This window comes from Campylobacter sp. LMG 17559 (genome assembly GCF_024723605.1).
Lineage (GTDB): Bacteria > Campylobacterota > Campylobacteria > Campylobacterales > Campylobacteraceae > Campylobacter_D.
Genome location: NZ_JANQCZ010000001.1, coordinates 81,066 through 107,644, shown reverse-complemented (window position 1 = coordinate 107,644; position 26,579 = coordinate 81,066). Strand labels below are relative to the sequence as shown.

The window sequence follows — 26,579 nt, the reverse complement described above, 5'->3', positions numbered from 1 at the left end:
AAGGATTTTACATGAAAAACTTGCAAGAAGAGCGATTTTCCAACTCAAAATACATTAAACCTAAAAGATATACTTATATAGGCAAAGATAATAAAAAATATACTTGGGATTTTATAGAAGCATTGGATAGTGTTTCTGTTTTTTTATATCATACTCAAAAAGATTCTTTTGTTTTTGTGAAGCAATTTAGAATTCCTTTATGGGATTATCAAAAACGTAATAATTTGCATTTAGATGAGATAGGATTTAGTATAGAACTTTGTTCAGGGCTTGTTGATAAAGATTTGAGTTTGGAAGAAATAGCTAAAGAAGAATGTATAGAAGAATTGGGTTATGCTCCTAAGGTTGTAGAAAAAATAGGAGAGTTTTATACAGGTTTTGGTTCAGGTGTTAGTAGACAGTTTTTATTCTATGCTGAAATTAATGAAGATAATAAAATTGGTTATGGTGGTGGAATTGATGGAGAGGATATTCAAGCAGTATGGATAAAAAGAAAAGACTTTGAAAAATTTTCTAAAGAAAATCCTATCAAAACCCCTTTACTTGAATATGCGTATTTGTGGTTTAAAGGTAAGAATTAATCTTACCTTTTATTTTTCTTCTTTGTTTTCAATGTTTGGGTCTTTTTCATCAAGCATTTCTTTAAAGATTGCAAATAAATCTTCAGAGGCTTTTTCAGCATTTGAGCATTTATCTAGAATTTGATTTTGAACTAATTCATTGCCTGTATTTTCATTATGCGCTAAGGCAACAGCTTGGTTGATATTTTCATGCACTTTTTGGTGTGGTAAATTTAACTTGCCAAAAGCTCTTCCGCTAGAAAATCTTTCTTTACCTATACCCGTAATCCATTTTGCAAGCCTACAACTTAAATGATCGGAAAGCGTTTTGCCTGAAGCATGAATGATTTCATTATAACCATTTAGTTTAAATGCGATATGATCTAATTTTGCTAAAGATATAAAAATTTCAGATGTGATACTTTTAGCGTGCGAGCTAGTTGAATTTGCATTAGAGATTAATTGAGCAAAATTACTAGAGAATTTTATAATATGTTCATTTGATTCTAATGATACTTTTTCTACTTGTTCACTTTGTCCATACATTTCATCTGCATTTTGTTTTAATAGATTAATATTTAATTCTACTTCAGAGGTTGCTTTTTGTGTTTTTTCAGCAAGTTTTCTAACTTCATCAGCAACAACAGCAAAACCACGACCATGCTCTCCTGCGCGCGCAGCTTCGATTGCGGCATTTAGTGCTAAAAGATTGGTTTGATCAGATACATCTTTGATTAAGTTAATAACATTAGCGATCTCATCAACACTGCGGTGTAAATTACCCGCTGTATCTCTTGAACGATTAGCTGATTCAATAATGCTTTGAAGTGAAGATATAATCGAATGTGTAATTGCATTTAATTCTTGCATATCTTTTAATGATGAGTCAGAATACTGAGAAATCATTTCAGCTTTATTTACATTTTCTTGCATATCGCCTTGCACATTTGAAATGCCTTTTAATATTCCATTTAATAACATCTCTAAAAGACGAGTTTCGAGTGCAGTTTTTCCGCAATCTTCTTGAAGTTGCTTTTCGTATTTTTCGATTAACTCTTGTTTTTCTAAAAGAAGTTTTTTGTTTTCTTCTTCTAATTCTTTGATTTTATTTTGTAAATCTTCAAAGTCTTGTTTTGATTGACTTTTTTTTCCAAACATAGTTTTCCTTGAAAGTTGAAATTAGAAAGAAATTATTTTTTATAATTTAATAAATAAGTGTTTAACTCATCTTTTAATCTTAATTTTTCTTTTTTAAGATTTGCAATTTCTAAGCTATCTAGATGAATTCTGCCTTCTTCAGCGTCTTTGATTTTGTGATCAAGTTCATTGTGTTCTTCAAACAATTTATCAAAGTGCATGTCTTTACCTTTTAGTTCGGTAATTAAATCTCTAAATTCATGTAGCATATAAGCCTCCTTTTTAAAATTAATAATTGATTATAGCTTAAAATAAGTTAAATATATTTTAACTCATCGGGTTTTTGCTTGTTTTTTATAATCTTTTTGGCTATTTTTATGCTATCTGCTGTACCTACGATTAATAATTTTGCTCCAGTACTTATTAAAGTATCACCTCTTGGCATAGGTGTGAATTTTTTATTTTCTAAAATTCCCACTATACTTACATTTGCCATATCTCTTAAATGAATTTCTTTTAATCTTTTAAATCTCACCCACGATTCATCAGGAATTTTAACCTCTTCTAAATCAATAGGGCTATTTTTTTTATAAAGATAATTTTCTAATAAATTTTCCATATCTGGTCTTGCTGACATCGCACTAAGTCTTTGTGCAACTAATTTTGTAGCAGAAACAATAGAATTTGCTCCAAGTTTTTTAAGTTTTTCTGTTTCATCTTCGTTGCTTGAGCTAGCTAGTATAAAATAAGGATTAATTCTTTGTAGTTCTTTTTCAAATAATCTTACTGAGGCAATGATAGCAATATTATCTGCTATGTTATTACTAAGGGTTATTACGCCTTTTGCGCTAGAAAGATTGGTTTTTAAAAAGGCTATATTAGTATGAGGTGCGCTTTCTATATAATAAGGATAATTATATTTTTCGGCAATCTCGCTGAAATTTTCAACTTCATCAACCACAACAAAAGGAATATGATTTTCTCTAAATTGCTGTGCTAATTCTATGGTAAAATCATTATGGTAACATATTACAAAATGATTTTTTAATCTTGCAACTTTATGCAGCATTCTTCTTTCCTTGATGATTTTAGACAAAACACCTTTTTTTACTATTTCTATTACTAAACCCATACAAAAAGTAAATATTGTAAAAGTTAATAGTACATATACAACAGTAAAAATTCTACCCGCTGTTGGTATGGGATTAACTTCAGTATAACCCAAAGTGGTAAAAGTCATACCGGCTTGATAAATAGCATCGTTAAGGTTGTAATTACTTGTGAGCATATAACCAAAAGCCCCAATTAATGTCATAACAACAACGGCAATAAGAGGAATTCTTAAAAATTTAAGTTGCTCATAAAGCTCATCATTGAGATTAATTGAAGGTTTTGGAGAGGGAGACCAATTGAGGAATTTTTGTAGCTTTTTTAAAAAAGACATAGTAATTCCTCATTTACATTAAGGATTATTTACTACTTTGCTTTTTAAGTGTTCTTAAAGTCGAAGCAGCAACTCTAACTTTTCTAGTAGTTCCATCTTCTAAAGTAATACGAACTGTTCTTAAATTTGGCAAAAAGCGTCTTTTTGTTTTATTGTTAGCATGGCTAACATTGTTACCTACCATAGGTCCTTTTCCTGTAATTTGGCAAATTCTTGACATAAATTTTCCTTATGAAATAAAAATAATTTTTAGCATTGTATCTAAAACAAGCTTAAAAAAATCAAATATTATCAAAAATACATAAAGAAAATTTGATAATAAGTATGATAAAATTATTTTTTACTTTTATTGGAGATATAAAATGTATGTAGCGCCAAGTTTATTGTCTGCAAATTTTTTAAATTTGGAAAATGAGATTAAAGATGTGTGTGAAGCAGGGGCTGATTTGTTGCACATTGATGTGATGGATGGGCATTTTGTACCAAATCTTACTTTTGGTCCTTGTGTGATTGAAAATATTTCAAAAATTACTTCAGTGCCTTTAGATGTGCATTTAATGGTGCATAATGTTAATAGTTTTGTAGATTTATTTATTCCAGTAAAACCAAAATTTATTAGTTTTCATTTAGAGGCTGAAAATCATCCTATTAGAGTGTGTGAGTATATAAGAAAAAATGGCATCCATCCTGCTATTGTTTTAAATCCACATACCCCAATTTCAAGTATAGAGCATATTTTAGAATTTGTAGATATGGTGCTTTTAATGAGTGTTAATCCAGGCTTTGGTGGGCAAAGTTTTTTACCTTTAGTGTATGATAAAATTAGACAGTTAAGAGAAATGATAGATAGGAAAAATCTTAAAGTTTTTATAGAAGTAGATGGTGGGGTAAATGGTTTAAATGCGCCTGATTTAGATGAAGCAGGAGCTGATATTTTAGTCGCAGGTAGTTATATTTTTTCCTCACAAGATAAAAAAACAGCAATTAATTCTTTAAAGCTTGAATTTTGAGCCAACAACAAATCGATGATTTAATCATCAAGCTAAGCAAAGAAAACAAACCTTTTCCTTGGGTTTTAAAAGAACTTGCAAAAATAGAAGAATTAAATCATTATGACTTTGATTTATATATTTTTGAGCTTTTAGGACTAGGAGTGGAGCTTAGTGCGCAAAATTGCTTGTGCTTAAAAAGTAAAAATACAAAAATAAAAGATGAGATTTTTTGTGTAGTAGATATTGAAAGCACTGGTGGGATAAAAAGTGGTCAAATTTTAGAAATAGGTGCGGTTAAAATTCAAAATTATAAAGAAATTGATAGATTTGAGAGTTTTATAAAAGTAGAAAGCATACCTGAAAATATTACAGAATTAACCGGGATTAGTTTGGATATGGTAGAAAATGCACCTTCTTTAAAAACTGTGTTAAATGATTTTAAATTGTTTTTAAAAGATAGTATTTTTGTAGCACACAATGTGCGTTTTGATTATCATTTTATATCTAAAGCTATGTATGAAAATGATTTTGGGGTACTTTTAAATAGAAGATTATGCACTATTGATTTAGCTAAAAAGTGTATTGAAAGTCCAAAATACGGTCTTGATGCGCTAAAAGAGTTTTTGTGTATTGAAAGTAAGCATCATAGAGCCTTAAGTGATGCTTTGGCTGCAAGTGAAATTTTAAAATACTGTCTTAAAAAAATTCCTTTTTATATAAAAACTACCGAAGAATTGTTACATTTTAGCAAGCAAGCTAAAAATCAAATAAAAAAATAAACTTTGTTTTGTATTTATTGCTATACTTGCTTTGCATAAATGACGGGAGCTTGTGATACAGGCTGAGAGTAAGCTAAAAGCTTAGACCGCACCAGAACTAGGTAATGCTAGCGTTGGGATAATTTATCAACTACTCACATACCCTTCATTTATCCAAATTTTATTTTAAGGATAAATTTAAATGAAAACTCAAATGTCTTATGCAAAAGAAGGAATTTTTACAAAACAAATGCAAATTGTTGCACAAAAAGAGCAAGTAAGTGAAGACTTTTTGCTTGAAAATATAGCATGTGGAAAAATTATCATTCCTGCAAATATCAACCATAAAGCACTAGATCCAAATGGTATTGGCTATGGACTTAAAACAAAAGTAAATGTAAATTTAGGTGTTTCAAATGATTGTGTAGATTATAGTGAAGAAATGAAAAAGGTAGAGTTAGCTCATAAATTTAATATAGAAGCTATTATGGATCTTAGTAATTATGGCAAAACTAGTCGTTTTAGAGATGAGCTAATTGCTACTTCAAAAGCTATGATAGGCACTGTACCTGTTTATGATGCGGTTGGGTTTTTAGAGAAAGATTTAAAAGATATTAAGGCAAAAGATTTTTTAGATGTAGTGTATCATCATGCTAAAAGCGGAGTGGATTTTATGACAATTCATGCAGGGATAAATTCTCGTGCTGCTAGGGTTTTTAAAGAGTGTGATAGGATTACTAATATAGTTTCAAGAGGAGGCTCGGTTCTTTATGCTTGGATGCAAATGAATGATGCTGAAAATCCATTCTATGAATATTATGATGATTTGCTTGCTATATGTAAGGAATTTGATGTGACACTTTCTTTGGGCGATGCGCTAAGACCTGGTTGTACCCATGATGCAAGCGATGGAGCTCAAATTGCTGAACTTATAGAACTTTCATTGCTAACCAAAAGAGCATGGGCTCAAGATGTGCAAGTGATGATAGAAGGACCTGGTCATATGGCTATTAATGAAATAGAAGCTAATACGCAACTTGAAAAAAGAATTTGCAACGGCGCACCTTTTTATGTCTTAGGACCATTAGTTACTGATATAGGTGCAGGATATGATCATATAAGCGGAGCGATCGGTGGAGCAGTTGCAGCAGCAGCTGGTGCTGATATACTTTGCTATGTAACTCCTGCTGAGCATTTAAGACTTCCAAATTTAGAAGATGTAAGAGATGGTATAGTAGCGACTAAAATAGCAGCTCATGCAGGAGATATAGCTAAACTTCCTAAAGAAAGAAAAATAGATGATGAAATGAGTAAAGCTAGACAAGATATTGATTGGGAAAAAATGTTTAAATTAGCAATTGATGGAGAAAAGGCTAAGAAAATGTTTAATGAAAGAAAACCTGAAGAACTTAATTCTTGTTCAATGTGTGGAAAAATGTGTGCTATGAACACTATGAATAAAATTTTAAAAGGCGAGGATGTTAGTTTGATAAAAGAATAAACCCTCGATTATGAGGGTTTAGTTTGATTAATCTATCACTTTATAATTATAAGGTTTTAGATTTTTATCATCTTCAAGAAGTTTTGCTGGTGGATTACCATTTACTTCTTGGTGTTTATAGTAGCGATCACCTGCTTTGTTGCCGTTTAAATCTACTTTATAGTGAATTTCACCTGGATTTAATTTTTGAATATCTTCAAAACCTAAATTTGAAGTTTTGAAATCTTTAATACCATTTTTTGCTGCAATTTCTACTAGTTTAGTTTGTCCTTGTCTTGACATATCAACTGATTGTAAAAGCATTCTTGAAGCTTCTCTAGGATTATGGAAACCTGTTGAGTTTTCAGCACCTACAAAGTCTGCTCTTACTTGAGATTTTCTATGTAGTTCTAATACTTCTTTTAATTCAGCTGAAATTTTAGCATCATCTGCTTTGCCATCAGTTTGGAATTTAGGCATTTTTCCAAGCTCTGCGCGAATAGTTTCTACGTCTTTAATCAAGCTTACTAAAGAATATTCAGCTGTTCTTAAATCATGAGCTACTGAATTTTGTATATCTTTTACTTGTTTAGCCAGATAGCTTTCGCTTTGAGTGTGACAAGTTTTACAAGCTGAGTTGATATCAACTAAAGGCGAAGTGATATTGTGGTTAGTAACTTTTTTTGCGCCTTTTCTAATGTAAGGCATATGGCAATCTGCACAACTTACACCATTTGCAGCATGTACACCGCCACTATAAAGTTCACTTTCTGGGTGTTGAATTTTTAGCATAGGTGCTTTGGTGATTTTATGAACCCAATCACTTGGGAAATTTTCTCTATTTTTTTCATAATAATCATCAAACATTTCTATTCTAAATGGCTCACCTTTTTTCCACTCACTCCAAGGAAATGCTAGTTCTATACCATCAACTTCAATTTCAATTGGTTTATTTCCATCTCTCCAAGAATCAAACTCATCATAAGTTTTTTGAGTACCATTCCACCATTTTTTAGAGCTATCGTTAGCTATACTTTCCCCGATAGTTTTTACTTTGGTGCCTGTTGGTTTGAAGTAGTATTCAACGTGACATTGAGAGCATACTAAAGTTCTCATCTCACTTCTTGAAGCTTTAACGCCTTGTTTTTCATCTGCCTCATAGCCTCTTGAAATTAATGCGTTGATTAAAGCTGGTCTTGTAAGTCTTAAACTCATGTCTGTTGGGTTGTGACAATCTGCACATGTTACACCCATTCTTTTTCCACCATGAGGTCCACTGTGCTCAGGCGAGTTTTCTTTAGCTCCATTTACTGCAGGAACTGTTTTAATCATAGTCCAATATTTTGCAGAGTTAAATGCCACCCAATCACCTTTTGCAGTGTTGTTTAAAAGCCAAGGAGTCCATCCGCTATGGCAATTCATACAAGCTGTTGGTTGACCACCAAATCCTGCAAAGCCATGTGCATTTAAGAAATCTTTATTGTTTCTAGCTGTATCCATTTGATCTACTTGAACCCAAAAGTGACCTCTTTCTTCATTGGCATCAATACTGAATGGATAGCCAGCCCAAAGAACAGTTAATTGTGGATAGCGAATTAGTTTTGAATAAGCTAAATTCCCGCCAAATTCTGTTGCATTAGGTGCTTGTTTTTCCACTGTTGTATGCATGTCTAAATAATCAGGAAAGTTCTTTCCCCAATAATCAAAAGTAGGATTTTCATCACCGAGTTTTACGATTTCTTGAGAGATGATCCCACCTACTGAATCGTTTGTTTTGGCTGTGATATCTTGATTTAACCACAATACGCCTGCAATAGCTACTATAGTAGCACTAATAGCACTATATAAAATGCCTTTGTTATTCATTAAATACTCCTTTCATTTAAAATCCTCTCTTATGGCCAACACCTTGATGACAAGACACACAACTTAAAGCATTATCTTTATGTGGATCTAGAGTAGGGTTGATAGTGTTACTCGCAATTTCTTTGTGACATTCTATACAGTTATTTTGGACTATTTCTTTACTTTTTGCATTTGCACTCAAATGCGTAGGCAAAGAATCAAGTTTAAAAGTAAATGCATAAGCATGTCCTAAACCACTTTGAGCTTTAGCAATCCATTTTTCAAAAAAGCTATGTGGTAAATGACAATCATTACAGGTTGCTCTTGGTTTACCATCAACTTCTTTAGAGTGTGAAGCTTTTAAATAATCATTATAAACTTCGTTCATAATATGACAATTATTACAGCTTTCGCTAGCATCGCTAAAATAAGAAGTGCCTTTAGCATTATGGAAAGTATACATTCCAACTCCTGCTAAAATTACAAGCAAGAAGAGGAAAACAGCAAAAAGTTTTGAGTTTGCTTTTTTCAAAGTCTCTCCTTTGAATGAAGTTTAAGTTACAAGAACTTAAGTATAATTATATTATCTATAAAATCTTAAAAAGTAAATATAAATTTATTATTTATTTATAATTTTTTTAATAAGATAAAAAAAGTATTATTTTTTTATATAAATTTATTTACTATTATAAAAATAAAATAAAATTTAATAAAAGAAATACTAAAATATTACATACTAGAAAATAAGGCAGGTGTATTATGCAAATTCAACCATCAATGTATATTAATAGAGAACTTTCTTGGCTTGCATTTAACTCCCGTGTTTTAGATCAATGTTCTAAAGATCTTCCTTTGCTTGAAAAGCTTAAATTTATAGCTATATATTGTACAAATTTAGATGAGTTTTATATGATAAGGGTAGCTGGATTAAAACAGCTTTTTATAGCAGGAATAAGCACAGCAAGTAATGATGAAATGACACCACTTGCACAGCTTAAAGCCATTAGAAATTATTTACATGAAGAAAAATATGTAGTAGAGCAGTATTTTACTAAAATAACTCAAGATTTAGAAAAAGAAAATTTGTTTATTCGTTTATATGAAGAACTTGATGAGGATTTAAAACAACAATGTAATGAGCATTTTTTCTCTAATATTTTTCCTGTAATAGTGCCTATTGCAGTTGATGCAACCCATCCTTTTCCGCATTTAAATAATCTTTCATTTTCTTTAGCGGTAAAACTTTGCGATCCTATGCATCCTGAACTTTTAAAATTTGGTATGATACGTATACCTAGGGTTTTACCAAGATTTTATCAAGTAAGCTCTAATATTTATGTGCCTATAGAAAGTATAGTGCGCCATCATACTGAACATATTTTTCCTGGTTATAAGCTTTTATCATCTGCTGCTTTTAGGGTAACTAGAAATGCAGATATGGAGATAGAAGAAGAAGAAGCTGATGATTTTATGTTGATTTTAGAGCAGGGTTTAAAGCTTCGTAGAAAAGGTGCTTTTATACGCTTGCAAATAGAAAAAGGCGCAGATGAGCAGTTGATTGAATTTTTAAGTTCTCATATGAATATTTTTCATAAAGACATTTATGAATACAGCATACTTTTAAATTTACCATCACTGTGGCAAATCATTTCTAATAAAGAATTTACACACTTACTAAACCCTGTGTATACACCAAAGATTTTACCACCTTTTGGAGATAATGTATCTATTTTTAGTGCAATTGATAAACAAGATATATTGGCTATACAACCTTATGAAAGTTTTGAGCCTGTGTATCAATTTATCAAAGAAGCAAGTAAAGATCCTAAGGTTGTTTCTATAAGAATGACTCTTTATAGGGTAGAAAAAAATTCAAACATAGTCCAAGCTTTAATTGATGCAGCAAGTGATGGTAAGCAAGTTACAGTAATGGTGGAATTAAAAGCACGCTTTGATGAGGAAAATAATTTACACTGGGCAAAATCATTAGAAAATGCAGGAGCTCATGTGGTGTATGGAATCACTGGTTTTAAAGTGCATGCAAAAGTGGCTCAAGTGATTAGAAAAGAAGGGGATAAATTAAAAATTTATAATCATTTAAGTACAGGCAATTATAATGCAAGTTCAGCTAAAATTTATACTGATGTGAGTTATTTTACTTCTAAAGAAGAATACTCTCAAGATACCACAACCTTTTTTCATATACTTTCAGGATATAGTAAAAGCCGTCGCTTAAAGACTTTATCAATGAGTCCAAAGCAAATCAAAGAAAGAATTTTAGATATGATAGCTACAGAAGCAAGTCATGGAAAAGATGGGGTAATCATAGCCAAAATGAATGCTTTAGTAGATGGTGATGTGATTAAAGCTTTATATGAGGCTTCAAATAAGGGTGTTAAAATAGATCTTATTGTGCGTGGAATTTGTTGTTTAAGACCTGGAGTAAAAGGGTATAGTGAAAATATAAAAGTTAGAAGTATAGTTGGAAAATATTTAGAACATGCTAGAATTTTATATTTTAAACACACTGAGCCAAATTATTTTATTTCAAGTGCTGATTGGATGCCAAGGAATTTAGAAAGAAGATTGGAATTAATGACTCCTATTTTTGATGAGCATTCGCGTGCAAAATTAGCCCAAATTTTAAAACTACAATTAAGCGATAATGATTTAGCTTATGAGTTAAACAGTGAAGGAAGATATCGTAAGATTACTTTAAATGAAGCAGAAAAAATTAATAATTCTCAACAAATTTTAGAAGAATATATTAGTAGAATTTTTAATACCTTGAAAAAAGATACTGATCATAGTAGAGCAGCACATTTAGCAACGAAGCTTTTTAGAGATAGCTAATCCTTGCTTTTTAGCAAGGATTATTTCCAACCTTCTATATAATTTTTAAGTTTTCTACCAACTTTTGGGTGTTTGAGTTTTTTTATGGCTGAGCTTTCTATTTGTCTTACTCTTTCTCTTGTGACATTTAGTTCTTTGCCGATTTCTTCTAAGGTTCTATCACTTTCATCATCCATTAAACCAAAACGCATTCTAATAACAGCTTTTTCTCTGTCATTAAGCTGATCTAAAACTTCATCAATTTGTTCTTTTAAATCATCTTTTAAGATGTGATCCATAGGTGAAATTGAAGTTCTATCTTCTACAAAATCTCCAAATTTACCATCATCTTCATTGCTAATAGGCGCTTCTAGAGAAATTGGTTCTTTAGTGATTTTAATCACTTGTTTTACTTTATCTACGCTAAGTCCTACTTCTTTAGCAATAATGCTTACATCAGGTTCTTTACCTTCTTTTTGTAAATATTCACGAATGATTTTATTGATTTGATTAATAGTTTCTATCATATGAATAGGAATTCTAATTGTTCTTGCTTGATCAGCAATAGCTCTTGAAATGGCTTGTCTAATCCACCAAGTTGCATAGGTTGAAAATTTATAACCGCGTTTGTATTCAAATTTATCTACCGCTTTCATTAAGCCTATATTGCCCTCTTGGATCAAATCTAAAAATGGTAACCCACGATTGGTATATCTTTTAGCAATGCTTACAACCAAGCGTAAATTTGATTTTGCCATTCTGGTTTTAGCTTCATCTGAGATTTTTTTACCGCGTTTTATTTGCTCTAGAATTTCTTTTAGTTGATCTTTTTCTAAATCAAAAGAATTTTGACTAGCTTCTTTAGTTTGAATGAGTTTTTTTATCTCCATATAAGTGCTTACCATCGTAGTTTCTAGTGCGCGTTCAGCGATTTCTTCTTTGCTAAGTTTGGTAATATCTTTTAAGATATCTTGGTGTCTTTGTTTTAATTCTTCTGAAAACATTGGCAAACGATATTCTAAGCGTTTTAATTCTTTGTCAAATTCCTCATCACTTTTTAAAGCTGTTTCCATGGATTTTACGATTTCAGAGATAAGTTTTGAAGTTGGACCTAGATCCATTAGTTTTTCTTTTAATATATTTTTCTTAAAAGCAATTATGAGTTTATCTAACAATTCATCATCATTTTTTTCTGCATTAATAGTAGATATGGTTTTTAACCATTCTTTTTTTGCTTTTTCTAGGGCCTTAAAACTTTCTATAACTTTTAAGGTTCTTTCGTCTTCTTTTTTACTTGCTTTTTTAGGTTTTTTTTCACTTGAGTTTTCATTTTCCTCGTTTTCATTTTCTTCTTCAGAATCTATTTCATCATCACTTTTATCATCATCACTTTTATCATCATCTTCAAAGCTTTTAAAAAGCTCTTTTACTCTTCTTTCTCTATTGATTAAAGGTTCTTTATAATCAAGTATAAAATCTATCAAATAAGGCACAGAACAAAAAGCATCAATAATAATATCTTCACCTAGCTCAATTTTTTTAGAAATTTCAACTTCCTCGTCCTTGTTTAAAAGAGCTATTTGTCCCATTTCTCTTAAATACATTCTAACAGGAGAGTCTGATCTACTCCATTCAAGCAAATCGTTTTCATTGGCTAAATCAAATTCATTTTCTAAACTCGTATCTTGTAATTTTTGTTTTTCTTCTTGTAGTTTTTTTGCTTCTTCTAAATTTCTTTTTTTAGCAATTTCAGCTGAAGAAATTAATTCTACTTTATGTTTATCCATTAAATCGCGGATTTTTTTTGCACTTGTTGCATTTGGAAGCTTTGCAAAATACTTGACAAGTTTTTCATATGTGATATAATCTTTAGAATTTTCTTTGAAAAGTTCTTCTAAAACATTGGTTTCATTAGCCATGGATACCCCTTGTATTTAAGTAATGAGTGTAAAACTAAATATTATGCCTAAAAATTAATTAAAAACAAATAAAAACATTTTGGAACAGCTTTTGCTTTATCATGTAGAAAATTAAGATTTTAGTTAGGAAAAACAATGCAAAATGGGTATTATCAAGCTACTGGTGCTATGGTTACGCAGTTTAATCGCTTAGATGTTGTAACTAATAACCTAGCAAATGTAAATACAAGTGGCTATAAAAGAGATAATGTTGTTATTGCAGATTTTAAAAGGATTTTTAAAGAAACTCAAGATGAGTTACCTATACAAAATCATACAAGAGATGCTGCAAGATTTGTAAATACAACTATAGATAGGGTTCCACAAGTTAATCACGTCTATACAAATTTTAGCGTAGGTTCTATGAAAATGACGCATAATCCTTTGGATTTAGCTCTTACTCGTGAGGATACTTTTTATTTAATTAAAACAAATAATGGTGAGGTAAGATTGAGTCAAGACGGAAATTTCCAGCTTGATGATGAGGGATATTTGGTAAATCGTCAAGGGTATAGAGTTTTAAGCAGTGATTATTTTAACAATCCTGAAAACGATGGCATACGCATAGGAAATCCCACTTCTTTTATTAATGTGGATAAAAATGGAATCATCAGTGCATCTAATCAAGATATAGCAAGATTATTCGTAGCGCAAGTTGATGATTTAAGAGATTTGCAAAAAGATGGTGATAATATGTATAAAATCGATAATTTAAACAAAATTAGAGATTTGCCAAATTCAAATGCCATTAAGCAAGGTTTTACTCAAGGTTCAAATGTTAATCCAGTTACAGAAATGGTAGGATTAATCGAAGCAAATAGAATGGTTGAGATGTATCAAAAAGTTATGACATCTCATATGGATGATTTAAATCAAGAAGCTATTAACAAATTAGCAAGTACTAAATAAAACTAAGGATAGATAAAATGTTAAGATCATTATATACAGCAGCATCAGGGATGGTATCACAACAAACACAAATTGATGTAACTTCAAATAATATTTCAAATGTTAATACAGTAGGTTATAAAAAATCGCGTGCAGAATTTGCAGATTTGATGTATCAAACGATGAAATACGCAGGTACTTCAACCTCAAGTACCACAAAACACCCAAGTGGTATAGAAGTGGGTCTTGGCTCAAGAGTGACAGCTGTGAGTAAAATTTTTAGTGAAGGTAGTTTAAAACAAACATCAACTTCAGGTCTTGATATGGCAATTGCGGGCAATAATGGCTTTTTCCAAATTCAAATGCCTGATGGAACTATAGCTTATACTAGAAATGGTCAATTTACCAAAGATGCTGAAGGAAATATTGTAAATTCAGATGGTTATAGACTTTTGCCGGAAATGACTATACCTGAGGATGCTACAGCTATTAACGTAGCAAGTGATGGAACGGTTTCTGTTATGCAGCCAGGAAATACAGCTGAAACTCAAATAGGTCAAATTGAGCTTGTAAATTTTATTAATCCGGCGGGCTTGCATGCTTTGGGAGATAATCTTTTAGTAGAAACTGATGCAAGTGGAGCGCCTATTGCAGGTATAGCTGGAGAGAATGGATTTTCTGTAATCAAACATGGCTTTGTAGAGCTTAGTAATGTTCAGCTTGTAGAAGAAATGACTGATCTTATTACAGGGCAAAGAGCTTATGAAGCTGGCTCAAAAGCTATTACTACAAGCGATGATATGCTTGGAATTGTAAATCAATTAAAACGCTAGAATTAACTAGCGTTTTATAATATGCAAAAAATATTAAAAAATACTAAAAAACTCCTATTTATAAATACTTGTAAAATATTCTCTATTATAATTTAAATTTAAACTAATCATAGTAATATTTTATTTATGTATTCTTTTATACATAAATAAAACAATAACGAGGGATATAATGAACAGAAGGGACTTCATTAAAAATACCGCTATTGCTAGTGCTTGTGGTGTTGCAGGTCTTAGTGTTCCAAGTAGTGTACTTGCAAATACTGAGAATAAATGGCGTTGGGATAAGGCTGTTTGTAGATTTTGTGGTACAGGCTGTGGAATTTTAGTTGCAAGTTTAGATGGTAAAATTGTCGCTGTAAAAGGAGACCCAGCAGCTCCTGTAAATCGTGGATTAAATTGTATTAAAGGTTATTTTAATGCAAAAATTATGTATGGAGAAGATCGCTTAGTAACACCTTTACTTCGTGTAAATGCAAAAGGTGAGTTTGATAAAAAAGGAAAATTTCAACAAGTTTCTTGGCAAAGAGCTTTTGATGAAATGGAAAAACAATTCAAAAAAGCCTACAAAGAAAAAGGTGTGGAGGGGATTGGAATTTTTGCAAGTGGTCAATATACTATACAAGAAGGATATGCTGCTGCAAAATTAGTAAAAGCTGGTTTTAGATCCAACAATATAGACCCAAATGCACGTCATTGTATGGCTAGTGCTGTTGTTGGTTTTATGCAAACTTTTGGGGTTGATGAGCCTTCTGGTTGTTATGATGATATAGAGCTTACTGATACTATTATTACTTGGGGTGCAAATATGGCAGAAATGCATCCGATTTTATGGTCAAGGGTAAGTGATAGAAAATTAAGTAATTTGGATAAAGTTAAAATCGTAAATTTATCTACTTTTTCTAATAGAACTTCTCATATAGCAGATACTGAAATCATTTTCAAACCAAATACTGATTTAGCTATTTGGAATTATATCGCTAGAGAGATTGTTTATAATCATCCTGAAGCTATGGATAAAGAATTTATTGAAAAACATTGTATTTTTACAACAGGTTATGCTGATATTGGTTATGGAATGAGAAATAATCCAAACCATCCTAAATTTAAAGCAAGTGAAAAAGATACTGTAGCAAAACAAAATGCTATTATTGTAGATGAAGAAGAAGCAGTATCTTTGGCTTATTTGGGGGTAAAAGCAGGCGATAAATTTGAAATGAAACACCAAAATACTCCTGATGTGCATTGGGAAATTTCATTTGAAGATTTCAAAAAAGCTTTAGAGCCTTATACGCTTGATTATGTTGCTAAAGTTGCTAAAGGCAATGAAGATGAAAGCATAGAAGAATTTAAGAAAAAACTTCAAGAATTAGCAAATTTATATATAGAAAAAAATAGAAAAGTCGTAAGTTTTTGGACCATGGGCTTTAATCAACACACAAGAGGTACTTGGGTGAATGAGCAAGCTTATATGGTGCATTTTTTACTTGGCAAACAAGCAAAACCAGGAAGCGGTGCGTTTTCATTGACAGGGCAACCAAGTGCTTGTGGAACCGCAAGAGAAGTAGGGACTTTTTCACATCGTTTACCTGCTGATATGGTGGTTGCAAATCCTAAACACAGAGAAATTAGTGAAAAAATTTGGAAAGTTCCTGCAAAAACAATCAACCCTAAACCAGGTGCTCCATATTTAAAAATCATGAGAGATTTAGAAGATGGAAATATCAAATTTGCTTGGGTGCAAGTAAATAATCCTTGGCAAAACACCGCTAATGCAAATCACTGGATAGCAGCAGCTAGAGAAATGGATAATTTTATCGTTGTGAGTGATTGTTACCCAGGAATTAGTGCTAAGGTGGCAGATTTAATTTTACCAAGTGCTATGATTTATGAAAAATGGGGTGCTTATGGTAATGCTGAAAGAAGAACTCAACACTGGAAGCAACAAGTGCTGCCTGTAGGTGAAGCTATGAGTGATACTTGGCAAATCATGGAATTTGCAAAACGCTTTAAATTAAAAGAAGTTTGGGGCGAAACTAAGGTAAATGATAAGCTTACCCTACCAAGTGTTTTAGAAGAAGCTAAAGCTATGGGTTATAGCGAAGATGATACTTTATATGATGTATTATTTGCTAATAAAGAAGCAAAATCTTTCAAAGCAAACGATTCTATTGCAAAAGGATTTGATAATTCTGAAGTATTTGGTGATGAGAGAAAAGTTATAGGTAGTGATGGTAAAGAATTTAATGGGTATGGATTTTTTGTACAAAAATATCTATGGGAAGAATACCGCAAATTTGGCTTAGGTCATGGACATGATTTAGCTGATTTTGATACTTATCATAAAGTAAGAGGTTTAAGATGGCCTGTGGTAAATGGTAAAGAAACCCAATGGAGATTTAATACTAAATTTGACTATTATGCTAAAAAAGCTGCTCCAAATTCAGACTTTGCATTTTATGGAGGTTTTGCTAAAGAATTACCAAAAGGAGATTTACTAGCTCCAAAAACTAAAGAAAAATACAGTTTAAAAAACAAAGTAAAAATTTTCTTTAGACCATTTATGAAAGCACCTGAAAGACCAAGTAAAGAATATCCATTCTGGTTATGTACTGGTAGGGTTTTAGAGCATTGGCATAGTGGAACTATGACCATGAGGGTTCCTGAGCTTTTCCGTGCAGTACCTGAAGCACTTTGTTATATGAATGAAGATGATGCTAAGGCTATGAAAATTAATCAAGGTGATATTGTATGGGTAGAATCACGTCGTGGTAAAGTAAAAGCTAGAGTAGATTTTCGTGGTAGAAATAAACCTTCTAAAGGCCTTGTGTATGTGCCTTGGTTTGATGAGAATGTATATATAAACAAAGTTACACTAGATGCAACTTGTCCGTTGTCTAATCAAACAGATTTCAAAAAATGCGCCGTAAAAATTACTAAAGCATAAAAATGAAAAATAGAAGAGAATTTTTAGCCTTTGCTTTTAAGCTTTTATGCATAGGAAGCGGAAGTGCATTTTTGGCAAGTTTAGCATTTAGCTCAAATCAGGAGTATTTTTTAAGACCTCCTGGGGCAGATGATGAAAAAGAATTTTTATCAAAATGTATACGATGTGGACTTTGTGTAAAAGCCTGTCCTTATGATGTTTTAAAGTTAGCAAATTTAGAAAATAGTGCTAAAAATGGTACACCTTTTTTTGTAGCAAGAGAAAATCCTTGCAGGTTATGTGAGGATATACCTTGTATAAGGGATTGTCCTACAAATGCTCTAGATCATAAATATTTAGAGCAAAAAGATGGAATTTATAAAACAAAAATGGGTATAGCTATAATTGATAGTGCAAGTTGTGTTGCTTATTGGGGAATTCAATGTGATGCATGTTATAGAGCTTGTCCTCTAATGGATAAAGCATTAAAACTTGAAACAAAACGCAATGAAAGAACAGCAAAGCATGCATTTTTACTACCTGTGGTAGATCATGAAGTATGTGTTGGATGTGGGATTTGTGAAAAAGCCTGTATAACACAAAAAGCAGCCATTAAAGTTTTGCCTAGAGAATTTGTTTTAGGAAAAGCTGGGGATAATTACATCAAAGGTTGGGATGAAAAAGATGAAAAGCGTTTGCAAGATGTAAACACAGATAAAAATTTCAATAAAAATAAGGCTAAAGATTATCTTAACGATGGAGAATTGCTATGAAGTATCTTATTTTAAGAAGAGTAATGCAATTGTCTATTTTAACTTTTTTTTCTTTTGGTGTATTTAATTTTATATTAAAAGGAAATTTAAGCTCTTCGGTTTTATTTTCTTCGGTGCCACTAAGTGATCCTTTTGCATTTATTCAACTTGCTTTGGCAAGTTTGCAAGTAGATTTGATGGCTTTAAGTGGTGCTTTGATAGTATTTTTATTTTATGCTATTTTTGCTGGAAGAGCATTTTGTGCTTGGGTTTGTCCTGTCAATATCATTACTGATTTTGCTTATTTTATTAGAAATAAATTAGGTTTTAATCAAGCAAGAGTTTTTAATGTAAATAAAAATTTGCGTTATTATGTTTTAGCTTTTGTTTTGATTTTTTCTTTTCTTTTTTCTTTTCCTGTTTTTGAGGAATTTTCTTATATAGGAATAATCCAAAGAGGGATTATTTTCGGTGGTATTTCTTGGCTTTTTATGGCTTTGATCATTTTTTGTATAGATACATTTTTTAGTCCAAGGTTTACTTGTTCGCATTTTTGTCCTTTAGGGGCTTTTTGGGCTTTAAGTTCGCATTTTTCATTGTTAAAAGTAAGATATAGCTTACAAAAATGCACTAAGTGTTATAAATGTCTTGGAGTGTGCCCCGAAAAACAAGTGCTTTGGATGATAGGTAAAGAAAATCAAGATGTAAAATCAGGTGAGTGTATAAGATGTGGAAAATGTATTGATATTTGCGGTGATGATGCTTTAGGTTTTAGTATAATAAATTTAAGGAGAGAAAATGAAAAATAAAATCTTTTTATCCTTAGCAGCAGCTGTTTTAATAAGTGCTTGTGGGCTTGCTGTTAAAAGTGTTGATTCAAAAGATATAGGTTTAAGAAAAACAAGTTTAGAAAGTGAAAATGTAGAATTATTGGATGCAAAATATTCTCAAGCAGTGGCTGGTGAGTCTGTTTTGATTGAAAGATCGTTTGAAAATGCTCCGCCATTAATCCCGCACACTTTAGAGGATATGCTTCCAATTACTAAGGATAATAATATTTGCTTAAGTTGTCATGATAAGACTATTGCTAAAGATGTTGGAGCTACACCACTTCCAAGTAGTCATTATTTTGATTTAAGAAAAAACAAATCTACTAAAGATATGATAAGCGATGCAAGATTTAATTGTACACAATGTCATGTGCCACAAAGCGATGCTGAACCTTTGGTAGGAAATAGCTTTGAAGCAAAATTTAAAAGCGAAGAATCAAAGAAAAAATCTAATCTTTTAGATGTTTTAAATGAAGGTGTAAAATAAAATTATGAAAAAAATGTTTTTAATCTTACTAATGAGTATTTATGCATTGAGTTATGAGTTTAAGCTTGATTCAAATTTAAACGCTTTAAAGCTTGCTGATAATAGTTTGCTTATAGGACTTGATAATGGAGAAATAAAACAATATTTCCTTAAAGATAAAAAAATGCAAAAAATCACTCAGCTGGATAAGATTAAAAATTTTTACGAAGAAAATCTTAGCCCTAGAATTTATAGTATTGATTACTTAAATGGGGCTATTTTGATTTTAAGTGAAGGTGATTTTGGAAGTAAAAAATTATATGTTTATAAAAATAAACAACTTTTAAGCTATGATTTAGCTAATGATGGAGCAAAAAAAGCTTTGTTTTTAGATGATAATACTATTTTATTAGCCTTGCTAGGTTCTAATATAGAGCTTTTTGATCTAAAAACAAAAAGCGTTGTAAAAAATTTTACTTTTTCTAGTTCAAGCTTAAGTGATGTGGTTTTAAATGAAACTAAAACTCAATTAGTGGCAGGTTTTGAAAGTGGTGAGCTAATGCTTTTTGATGTGAAGAAATGGCAAAAAATAAAAAGTTATAAGAATATTCACAAGGATAATATTTATCAACTTGATTTTAAAAACACAATTATTGCAAGCTGTAGTACTGATAGAAAATTAGGCATAGTGAAAAATGATCAAGAAAAAAACATAGAAAGAGATTTTTTGATTTATACTTGTGCTTTAAATAAAGATGGCTCAATAGCAGTTTTTGGAGATAATGAAAAAAATATCATAGAACTTATAGATACTAAAAATTTAAAAACGATAAAAAAATTCCAAAATAAAGATTTTTTGCTAGAATATCTTATATTTTTAAATGAGCATGAGCTTATTAGTGCAGGTTATGAAGATAAAATTATATTTTGGAGTATAGATGAATCTTTCTAGTGTGTTGATTTTAACCAAAGAAGAAAAAGTAGAAAAACTCAAAGAACAAATTCAAAAAACACCTTGTTGTAGTGTGGAATTAGCTCAGGATGAAAAAATTATAGTAGTAATAGAAAGTGAAAATTTAGATGATGAGTTAAAAGCATATAAACAATTAGAACAGCTTGATGGGGTAGTGAGTATTAATATGGTTTTTTCTTATCAGGATTTAGACGAAGAAAGAGAAAAAATTTTAAAAGCAAATTTTGAGGCAAATGCTTTTGATGAGAATTTAAAAAAAGATAATATAGAATACTATGGCAATGTCTTTAGAAAGTATTGATTATGGTTTTTTTGATTCCTTTGATTTTTATCATTTCTTCTGTTTTTATTATTGATCATTTTTATTTTTCTAAGGAAAATGAAGTAGTAAAACAACAAAAGCAAATAGAACAAAAAAATATTAAGCAAGATAAACAAAAATACCTTGAAAATATATTAAATCAAAAATAATCATGTATACACAAATTTCATATAAAAAATTCTTTTGGATTAATATTTTAGTTGTAATTACCCTTGCTTTAAATTTAAGAGCACCTATAACCTCTATAGGTCCTATGATAGAATATATTCAAGAACATTATAAGATAAATTCAGCCCTAGCAGGAATGCTTACAACTTTACCTTTGATAGCCTTTGGGCTTATATCTTTTTTCGTGGCGTATTTTTCGCAAATTAAAGCTTTGTTTTTTGCTTTGTGTTTAATTGTTTTTGGAGAGTTTATTAGAAGTTATGGGGGTAATATAGGTTTATTTTCTGGGGTTTTTCTAATTGGGGCAGGCATTGCAATAGCTAATGTTTTATTACCTTCTTTTGTAAAAGAAAAATTTGCAAAAAATGCTTATAAAATAATGGGTTTATATGGATCAATTATAGGTTTATCTTCAATTGCTGGAGTGGCTTTATCGCTTCCTTTGCTTAAAATTTTTGAGGTGCCTCAAGCTATGTTTTTTTGGGTTGTTTTAGCTTTGATTGCTTTGATTTTTTATTTTCCGCATTTGAAAAACAAAAGATTATTGCGTCCTAAGAAGAAAAACATCAATAAAATAAATCTTTTTTTGAATTTAACAGCTTGGAAAGTTACTATTGTAATGGGACTGCAAAGTTTTTTATCTTATAGTCTTTTTGCTTGGCTTAGTGTGATGATAAGTGAAAAAGGTTTTGGAATTGATTTTGGTTCTAATGTTTTATTACTTTCTCAAATCATAGGTATGCCTGTGGCGTTTTTATTACCTATTGTTTTAGGAAAACTAAGAGCTCATGCTACTAAGGGTTTTGTTATTATAACATTGGGTTTTTTATATGTTTTAAGTTTTATTTTGGTGTTTTTTTGTGATGTAAAATTAGTATTGTTGTTAGCAGCTATTTTCTTAGGTTTTGCATCTAGTGGGGTTTTTACAATTTCATTATTGTTTATTGCTATAAAAAGTTCAACTTCTTTTATAGCAGCTAAACTTTCTGCCATGTCACAAGGCATAGGGTATTTAATAGCAGCTCAAGCACCTTGGATTATAGGTATGCTCCATGATAGTTTTGGAAATTTTACTTTAGGCTTTATCATGCTTATTACAGTAGCTATAATACTTAATATTTTTGTATTTTTAGCATATAAAGCTCCTGTGATTAAGTAAAAATTAAAATAAATTAAAGTCTTTTTTGTTAGAATTTTGACATTTTATTTTTTGTGAGTTGATAATGCGATATACAGTAACAGAAGCCTCTATTTATGAGGCGCAAGGTTTAAAAGATGAAGCTTTGGAGATTTATAAAAATATATTAAAGCAAGATCCGCAAAATAAAAATGCCATTGATGCTATAAGGCGTTTAAGTGGTTTGCGTTCTAATCATGAAGATTTAAATTATGATATGCTTGATTTTTTTGTTAATATGAAAAGCGAAGAAGAAGTTAATGAATTTAAAAGGTGGTTAATAAAACTATGAATATAGAAGATTTAGCAAAAATGGCCATAAGTGAAGTTAATTCAGAGTTAGATAATAAAAAAAGTAAAAATGATGAATTTACTCCTATGGTAGAGGAAATTACTCAAGAAAAAAATACTAATATCCAAGAAGATAAAATAAAAAAAGAGATTAATCAAGTTGCGCAAGAATTGATCCAAGAATTAGATGATTTAGAAGTAAAAGTTAAAGAAGATAAACAAGCTATGACTATTAAGGTTGAAGCTTTAGAGGAAAAAGAAGAAAGTATTATAAATAATGAAGAATTTTTCTTAAAAAATATCAGAGAGCGTATTTTGGTTTTATTTGAAGGATTAAAAAATACTAAAGATGAGCATATAGAAAAAAGACTAGATATTACAATTACTTTTTTAGAGTTTTTACTTGCAAAGATTGAAGATAGACTTAAAAAATGATCAAGATTTTTTAAGAATTAAAAATATACTTAAACCTTACACACAAAGAGCTTATTTGGTAGGTGGTTGTGTAAGGAATTCTTTTTTAGATTTATCTAGTGATGATTATGATATAGAAATTTATGATATTGAGCCTAAGCTTTTTGATGAGCTTATGCAAAAACTTGGTGCAAATGGAGTAGGAAAAAGTTTTTTTGTATATAAATACAAAAAATTTGATTTAGCTCTAGCGCGTTATGAAAATAAAATTTCTACAGGCCATAGAGGTTTTGAGGTTAAAGTTTGTAATGATGAACAAGAAGGAGCTAAAAGAAGGGATTTTACTATTAATGCATTGATGGTAAATATTTTTGATTTTAAGTTTTTAGATTTTTTTAATGGTTTGCAAGATTTACAAGCAAAGATTATAAGACATATTGATGATATAAGTTTTGTTGAAGATAGTTTAAGAGTGCTTCGTGGAATTTCTTTTGCATGCAGGTTTGATTTAACAATTGCAAAAGAAAGTTTAAAATTAATGCAAACTATGGATATAAGTGATTTATCTAAAGAGCGTATTAATAATGAACTTTATAAAATTTTTAAAACTTCAAGACTAAATAAAGCTTATGAGTATTTCAAAATTTTAAAGTTAGAAGAAAAAATATTTTTTTATCAAAGCTGTAATGAAGAATTTGAAAAACTTTTAGAGCATAGTCAAAAATTAATTTATGATGAGGCTTTGTATTTATATTTGTATTTGAATTTTTTTCATATAAATAAAGAGGAATTTTTCAATAAAACAAAATTAAAAAAAGAACTATTAAAAAAATGTGAACAAGAATTTATTTTAGGTAAAATTGATGATTTTAATTTAGCTAAAATTGCTTTAAAAATACCACTTTGCAAATGGCTTGGACTTTGGGATAATGAGCGTATGGCACAAGCAAAGAAATTAAATTTATATTATCATGCTTTTAAAAGTAAAATTAGTGCAAATGATTTACTAAAGGAAGGATTTAGTGGGAAAGAGCTTGGGATTGAGCTTGAAAAAAGAAGATTACAAGAATTAAAAAACTATATAAAGGAGCAAAAATGAATGAATATATTTTAAAAATTTCAAGTAGTGATGAAAAAGGATTGATTTATAGAATTTCAGATGTTATTTTTAAATATAGAATCAACATTATAAAAAATGATGAATTTGTTGGAGAAAATCGTTTTTTCTTTAGGGCGCATTTAGAAGGTGAGCTTGATATAAAAGCTTTTAAAGGAACGCTTGAGGCTATGCTTCCTGATAATGCACAAATTGAAATTACACCAAAGAGAAAAAAAGATATTATTGTTTTAGCTACCAAAGAAACTCATTGTTTGGGTGAATTACTTATCCGCCAATTTAGTGGGGAATTTAACGCAAATATTAAAGCAGTTATTGCAAATTATGAGATATTAAAACCTTTAGTGGATAAATTTAACATACCTTTTCATACTATTTTAGCGCAGGATTTAAGCAGACAAGAGCATGAAGAAAAATTACTAGAGTGTTTAAAACAATATGAATTTGATTATATTGTTTTAGCAAAATATATGAGAATATTGTCTCCATCTTTTGTGGAGCATTTTGAAGGAAAGATTATTAATATCCACCATTCTTTTTTACCTGCATTTATAGGAGCTAATCCTTATAAGCAAGCTTATGAAAGAGGAGTGAAGATTATAGGCGCAACAGCACATTTTGTAAATAATAACTTAGATGAGGGACCAATTATCACTCAAGATGTTATACCAGTTACTCATGAATATTCTTGGCAGGCTATGCAACAAGCAGGACGTAATGTGGAAAAAAATGTTTTTTCTAAGGCTTTGGATTTGGTCTTTGATGATAGGATTTTTATACACGAAAATAAAACGATAGTGTTTTAAATTTTTGATGCCAAAAAGGCATCAAAAATTAGCAAGAATAACAAGTTTTAAACTCATATGCAGTTGGTCTAGCTTCTACAGGCCATACTTGGGTTTCAAATTTCATATGTTGATAATCATCGATAAACACATCACTCATAACAGGCTTTAAGAAAGCATTTTTTCTAATGAGCGCTTCTAAAGATCCTCTTAAAGTGTGAGGTAATTGCTCTATACCTTTTTCTCTAATTTCATCTAGGGTTAATGCGAATAAATTTTCATCCATAGGGCCAACCGGTATGGTTTTATTTTTAATACCATCAAGTCCTGCCATAAGCAAGCTTGTAAAAGCTAGGTAAGGATTAGAAGTGCTATCAGGAAATCTTATTTCAATTCTTGCGCTTTTTTCATTAATACCATAAGGTACGCGACAACTTGCAGAGCGATTTTGACAAGAATAAGTTAAAATGCAAGGTGCTTCAAAACCTGGAACTATTCTTTTATAGGAATTTGAGCTAGGATTGGTAAATGCGGCAACACTTCTTGCATTAGCTAAAATTCCACCGATGTAATTAATCGCACATTTGCTTAATTTTCCATAGCCTTCTTTATCATAGAATAAATTTATTCCATCTTTCCAAAGACTCATATGCACATGCATACCACTTCCATTATCTCCATAGAGTGGTTTTGGCATAAAAGTTGCTGTTTTTCCATTTAAATGTGCTACCATTTTTACTACATATTTGTAAATTTGTACATTATCAGCAGCTTCAACTAAATTTCCAAATTCTACACCAATCTCAGCTTGTCCTTGTGCTACTTCATGGTGATGTACGAAAGTTTTTAAACCCACTCTTTCTAAAACTTGTACCATTTCAGCTCTAATATCTACACTAGAATCAATAGGGCTTACAGGAAAATACCCACCTTTATTTCTTGGGCGATGTCCGCTATTGTAACTATCTGTGAAATCTTTATTATCATTCCATTCACCTTCTTCAGTATCTACTTCATATTTTGCACAATGAGAAGAATCAACTATTTTTACATTATCAAAAATAAAAAATTCATTTTCAGGACCAAAATAAGCTGTATCGGCGATATTGCTTGTACTTAAGTGTTGCATTGCTTTTTTGGCAATACTTCTTGGACATTTTTCATACATTTGATCTTTATAAATATCATATACATCACAAATTACTATGATAGTAGGATCTGCTGTAAATGGATCTAAGAATGCGCTTTCTACATCAGGTTTTAAAATCATATCCGATTTTTCTATAGGTTGCCAACCGTGTAAAGAGCTTGCATCAAAAGGAATTCCATTTTCAAAAGTTTTATCATCAATTGCTTTTATATTGTAAGTAATATGGTGCCAAGTACCTATCATATCAGTAAATCTAAAATCAACAAATAAAACTTCATGTTCTTGACAATAACTAAAAAACTCACCAATGTTATTTACAAACTTACCCATTTTCTCTCCTTTTTAATAGGTATTAATTTATTTTTTAAGATTGTAGTATATTTTTATTAAATTAAGTTTAAATTAATATTTTTTTTATGGTCAAATACAAAAAAATATTAATTTATATAATTAATTAACAAAATTAATATTGGTTTATATTTTT

At 30.4% G+C, this 26,579-nt stretch carries 27 protein-coding genes, 1 pseudogene and 1 riboswitch; of the genes and pseudogenes, 19 read left to right on the top strand and 9 right to left on the bottom strand.

Going from position 1 to position 26,579, the window contains the following annotated elements; all coding sequences use genetic code 11:
* Nucleotides 1-11: 11 nt before the first annotated feature.
* Nucleotides 12-581 (top strand): NUDIX domain-containing protein, encoded by a 570-nt coding sequence (locus CAMP5082_RS00580; RefSeq protein ID WP_337205604.1) that lies wholly within the window; start codon nucleotides 12-14, stop codon nucleotides 579-581.
* Nucleotides 582-590: 9 nt separating this feature from the next.
* Here CAMP5082_RS00580 and CAMP5082_RS08445 read toward each other — a convergent pair whose 3' ends face one another.
* From CAMP5082_RS08445 to rpmB, 5 genes and pseudogenes are all read right to left on the bottom strand, one after another.
* On the bottom strand, nucleotides 591-938 hold the full coding sequence (locus tag CAMP5082_RS08445) for a CZB domain-containing protein (protein WP_442863312.1): 348 nt from the start codon (nucleotides 936-938) through the stop codon (nucleotides 591-593).
* 99 nt (nucleotides 939-1,037) lie between these two features.
* Nucleotides 1,038-1,322, bottom strand: a pseudogene (locus tag CAMP5082_RS08440) (methyl-accepting chemotaxis protein); the annotation flags it as partial.
* 428 nt (nucleotides 1,323-1,750) lie between these two features.
* The gene (locus tag CAMP5082_RS00570; protein ID WP_337205602.1) at nucleotides 1,751-1,966 is read right to left on the bottom strand and encodes a YdcH family protein; all 216 of its coding nucleotides are present in this window, start codon (nucleotides 1,964-1,966) and stop codon (nucleotides 1,751-1,753) included.
* A 47-nt stretch (nucleotides 1,967-2,013) separates the two neighbouring features.
* Nucleotides 2,014-3,141 carry a potassium channel family protein gene (locus CAMP5082_RS00565; protein WP_337205601.1) on the bottom strand — a complete coding sequence of 376 codons (1,128 nt, stop codon included), beginning with the start codon at nucleotides 3,139-3,141 and terminating at the stop codon, nucleotides 2,014-2,016.
* 25 nt (nucleotides 3,142-3,166) lie between these two features.
* Nucleotides 3,167-3,361 carry a 50S ribosomal protein L28 gene (gene rpmB, locus CAMP5082_RS00560; RefSeq protein ID WP_012661734.1) on the bottom strand — a complete coding sequence of 65 codons (195 nt, stop codon included), beginning with the start codon at nucleotides 3,359-3,361 and terminating at the stop codon, nucleotides 3,167-3,169.
* 142 nt (nucleotides 3,362-3,503) lie between these two features.
* On the opposite strand from rpmB, the gene rpe reads away from it, so the two are divergent.
* The 3 genes from rpe (at nucleotide 3,504) to thiC (ending at nucleotide 6,392) form a co-directional block, all read left to right on the top strand.
* The gene (gene rpe / locus CAMP5082_RS00555) at nucleotides 3,504-4,151 is read left to right on the top strand and encodes a ribulose-phosphate 3-epimerase (RefSeq protein WP_337205600.1); all 648 of its coding nucleotides are present in this window, start codon (nucleotides 3,504-3,506) and stop codon (nucleotides 4,149-4,151) included.
* Complete coding sequence (locus CAMP5082_RS00550) at nucleotides 4,148-4,912, top strand: 3'-5' exonuclease (RefSeq protein ID WP_337205599.1); 765 nt, start codon at nucleotides 4,148-4,150, stop codon at nucleotides 4,910-4,912. The genes rpe and CAMP5082_RS00550 overlap by 4 nt, the downstream gene beginning before the upstream one ends.
* 32 nt (nucleotides 4,913-4,944) lie before the next feature.
* A riboswitch (TPP riboswitch) is annotated at nucleotides 4,945-5,048 on the top strand.
* A 45-nt stretch (nucleotides 5,049-5,093) separates the two neighbouring features.
* Nucleotides 5,094-6,392, top strand: coding sequence for a phosphomethylpyrimidine synthase ThiC (gene thiC, locus CAMP5082_RS00545; protein WP_337205598.1), 1,299 nt, complete (start codon nucleotides 5,094-5,096; stop codon nucleotides 6,390-6,392).
* A gap of 27 nt (nucleotides 6,393-6,419) precedes the next feature.
* Here the strand turns inward: thiC and CAMP5082_RS00540 are convergent, their stop codons facing one another.
* A complete protein-coding gene (locus CAMP5082_RS00540) occupies nucleotides 6,420-8,237 on the bottom strand; it encodes an ammonia-forming cytochrome c nitrite reductase subunit c552 (RefSeq protein WP_337205597.1) in 1,818 nt (605 codons plus the stop codon).
* 16 nt (nucleotides 8,238-8,253) lie between these two features.
* On the bottom strand, nucleotides 8,254-8,748 hold the full coding sequence (gene nrfH / locus CAMP5082_RS00535) for a cytochrome c nitrite reductase small subunit (protein WP_039618639.1): 495 nt from the start codon (nucleotides 8,746-8,748) through the stop codon (nucleotides 8,254-8,256).
* A gap of 227 nt (nucleotides 8,749-8,975) precedes the next feature.
* Here nrfH and CAMP5082_RS00530 point away from each other — a divergent pair, with 227 nt between their 5' ends.
* The gene (locus CAMP5082_RS00530; protein WP_263682097.1) at nucleotides 8,976-11,069 is read left to right on the top strand and encodes an RNA degradosome polyphosphate kinase; all 2,094 of its coding nucleotides are present in this window, start codon (nucleotides 8,976-8,978) and stop codon (nucleotides 11,067-11,069) included.
* Nucleotides 11,070-11,089: 20 nt separating this feature from the next.
* On the opposite strand, the gene rpoD is transcribed toward CAMP5082_RS00530, so the two are convergent.
* Entirely contained in the window at nucleotides 11,090-12,967 is a 1,878-nt protein-coding gene (rpoD, locus tag CAMP5082_RS00525; protein ID WP_263678759.1) for an RNA polymerase sigma factor RpoD, read from the bottom strand.
* A 135-nt stretch (nucleotides 12,968-13,102) separates the two neighbouring features.
* Between rpoD and CAMP5082_RS00520 the strand changes: the two genes are divergently transcribed.
* The 14 genes from CAMP5082_RS00520 to purU all read left to right on the top strand — a co-directional run bounded on the left by CAMP5082_RS00520 (nucleotide 13,103) and on the right by purU (nucleotide 24,966).
* Nucleotides 13,103-13,915: a flagellar hook-basal body protein gene (locus CAMP5082_RS00520; RefSeq protein ID WP_337205596.1), complete on the top strand. Its 813-nt coding sequence runs from the start codon at nucleotides 13,103-13,105 to the stop codon at nucleotides 13,913-13,915.
* Between the two features lie 17 nt (nucleotides 13,916-13,932).
* Nucleotides 13,933-14,727: a flagellar basal-body rod protein FlgG gene (gene flgG, locus CAMP5082_RS00515; RefSeq protein ID WP_039626513.1), complete on the top strand. Its 795-nt coding sequence runs from the start codon at nucleotides 13,933-13,935 to the stop codon at nucleotides 14,725-14,727.
* A gap of 169 nt (nucleotides 14,728-14,896) precedes the next feature.
* On the top strand, nucleotides 14,897-17,671 hold the full coding sequence (gene napA, locus CAMP5082_RS00510) for a periplasmic nitrate reductase subunit alpha (protein WP_337205595.1): 2,775 nt from the start codon (nucleotides 14,897-14,899) through the stop codon (nucleotides 17,669-17,671).
* 2 nt (nucleotides 17,672-17,673) lie between these two features.
* A complete protein-coding gene (gene napG, locus CAMP5082_RS00505) occupies nucleotides 17,674-18,423 on the top strand; it encodes a ferredoxin-type protein NapG (RefSeq protein ID WP_039618627.1) in 750 nt (249 codons plus the stop codon).
* Complete coding sequence (napH, locus tag CAMP5082_RS00500; RefSeq protein WP_337205594.1) at nucleotides 18,420-19,211, top strand: quinol dehydrogenase ferredoxin subunit NapH; 792 nt, start codon at nucleotides 18,420-18,422, stop codon at nucleotides 19,209-19,211. The genes napG and napH overlap by 4 nt, the downstream gene beginning before the upstream one ends.
* Nucleotides 19,201-19,719, top strand: coding sequence for a nitrate reductase cytochrome c-type subunit (locus tag CAMP5082_RS00495; RefSeq protein ID WP_263708109.1), 519 nt, complete (start codon nucleotides 19,201-19,203; stop codon nucleotides 19,717-19,719). The genes napH and CAMP5082_RS00495 overlap by 11 nt, the downstream gene beginning before the upstream one ends.
* Before the next feature lie 4 nt (nucleotides 19,720-19,723).
* Complete coding sequence (locus tag CAMP5082_RS00490; RefSeq protein WP_337205593.1) at nucleotides 19,724-20,650, top strand: WD40 repeat domain-containing protein; 927 nt, start codon at nucleotides 19,724-19,726, stop codon at nucleotides 20,648-20,650.
* A complete protein-coding gene (locus CAMP5082_RS00485) occupies nucleotides 20,637-20,972 on the top strand; it encodes a chaperone NapD (RefSeq protein ID WP_263702116.1) in 336 nt (111 codons plus the stop codon). The genes CAMP5082_RS00490 and CAMP5082_RS00485 overlap by 14 nt, the downstream gene beginning before the upstream one ends.
* A 2-nt stretch (nucleotides 20,973-20,974) precedes the next feature.
* Nucleotides 20,975-21,142, top strand: a complete 168-nt coding sequence (locus CAMP5082_RS00480) for a hypothetical protein (protein WP_257396760.1) — start codon at nucleotides 20,975-20,977, stop codon at nucleotides 21,140-21,142.
* Between the two features lie 2 nt (nucleotides 21,143-21,144).
* The gene (locus tag CAMP5082_RS00475) at nucleotides 21,145-22,320 is read left to right on the top strand and encodes an MFS transporter (protein WP_337205592.1); all 1,176 of its coding nucleotides are present in this window, start codon (nucleotides 21,145-21,147) and stop codon (nucleotides 22,318-22,320) included.
* Between the two features lie 61 nt (nucleotides 22,321-22,381).
* Entirely contained in the window at nucleotides 22,382-22,630 is a 249-nt protein-coding gene (locus CAMP5082_RS00470; RefSeq protein WP_087699331.1) for a hypothetical protein, read from the top strand.
* Nucleotides 22,627-23,064, top strand: a complete 438-nt coding sequence (ciaD, locus tag CAMP5082_RS00465) for an effector protein CiaD (RefSeq protein WP_263678750.1) — start codon at nucleotides 22,627-22,629, stop codon at nucleotides 23,062-23,064. Before CAMP5082_RS00470 ends, ciaD begins: the two co-directional genes overlap by 4 nt.
* On the top strand, nucleotides 23,033-24,142 hold the full coding sequence (locus tag CAMP5082_RS00460) for a CCA tRNA nucleotidyltransferase (protein ID WP_337205591.1): 1,110 nt from the start codon (nucleotides 23,033-23,035) through the stop codon (nucleotides 24,140-24,142). Before ciaD ends, CAMP5082_RS00460 begins: the two co-directional genes overlap by 32 nt.
* Complete coding sequence (gene purU / locus CAMP5082_RS00455) at nucleotides 24,139-24,966, top strand: formyltetrahydrofolate deformylase (RefSeq protein ID WP_257938485.1); 828 nt, start codon at nucleotides 24,139-24,141, stop codon at nucleotides 24,964-24,966. The genes CAMP5082_RS00460 and purU overlap by 4 nt, the downstream gene beginning before the upstream one ends.
* 28 nt (nucleotides 24,967-24,994) lie before the next feature.
* On the opposite strand, the gene glnA is transcribed toward purU, so the two are convergent.
* Entirely contained in the window at nucleotides 24,995-26,425 is a 1,431-nt protein-coding gene (gene glnA, locus CAMP5082_RS00450) for a type I glutamate--ammonia ligase (RefSeq protein WP_337205590.1), read from the bottom strand.
* Nucleotides 26,426-26,579: the final 154 nt, after the last annotated feature.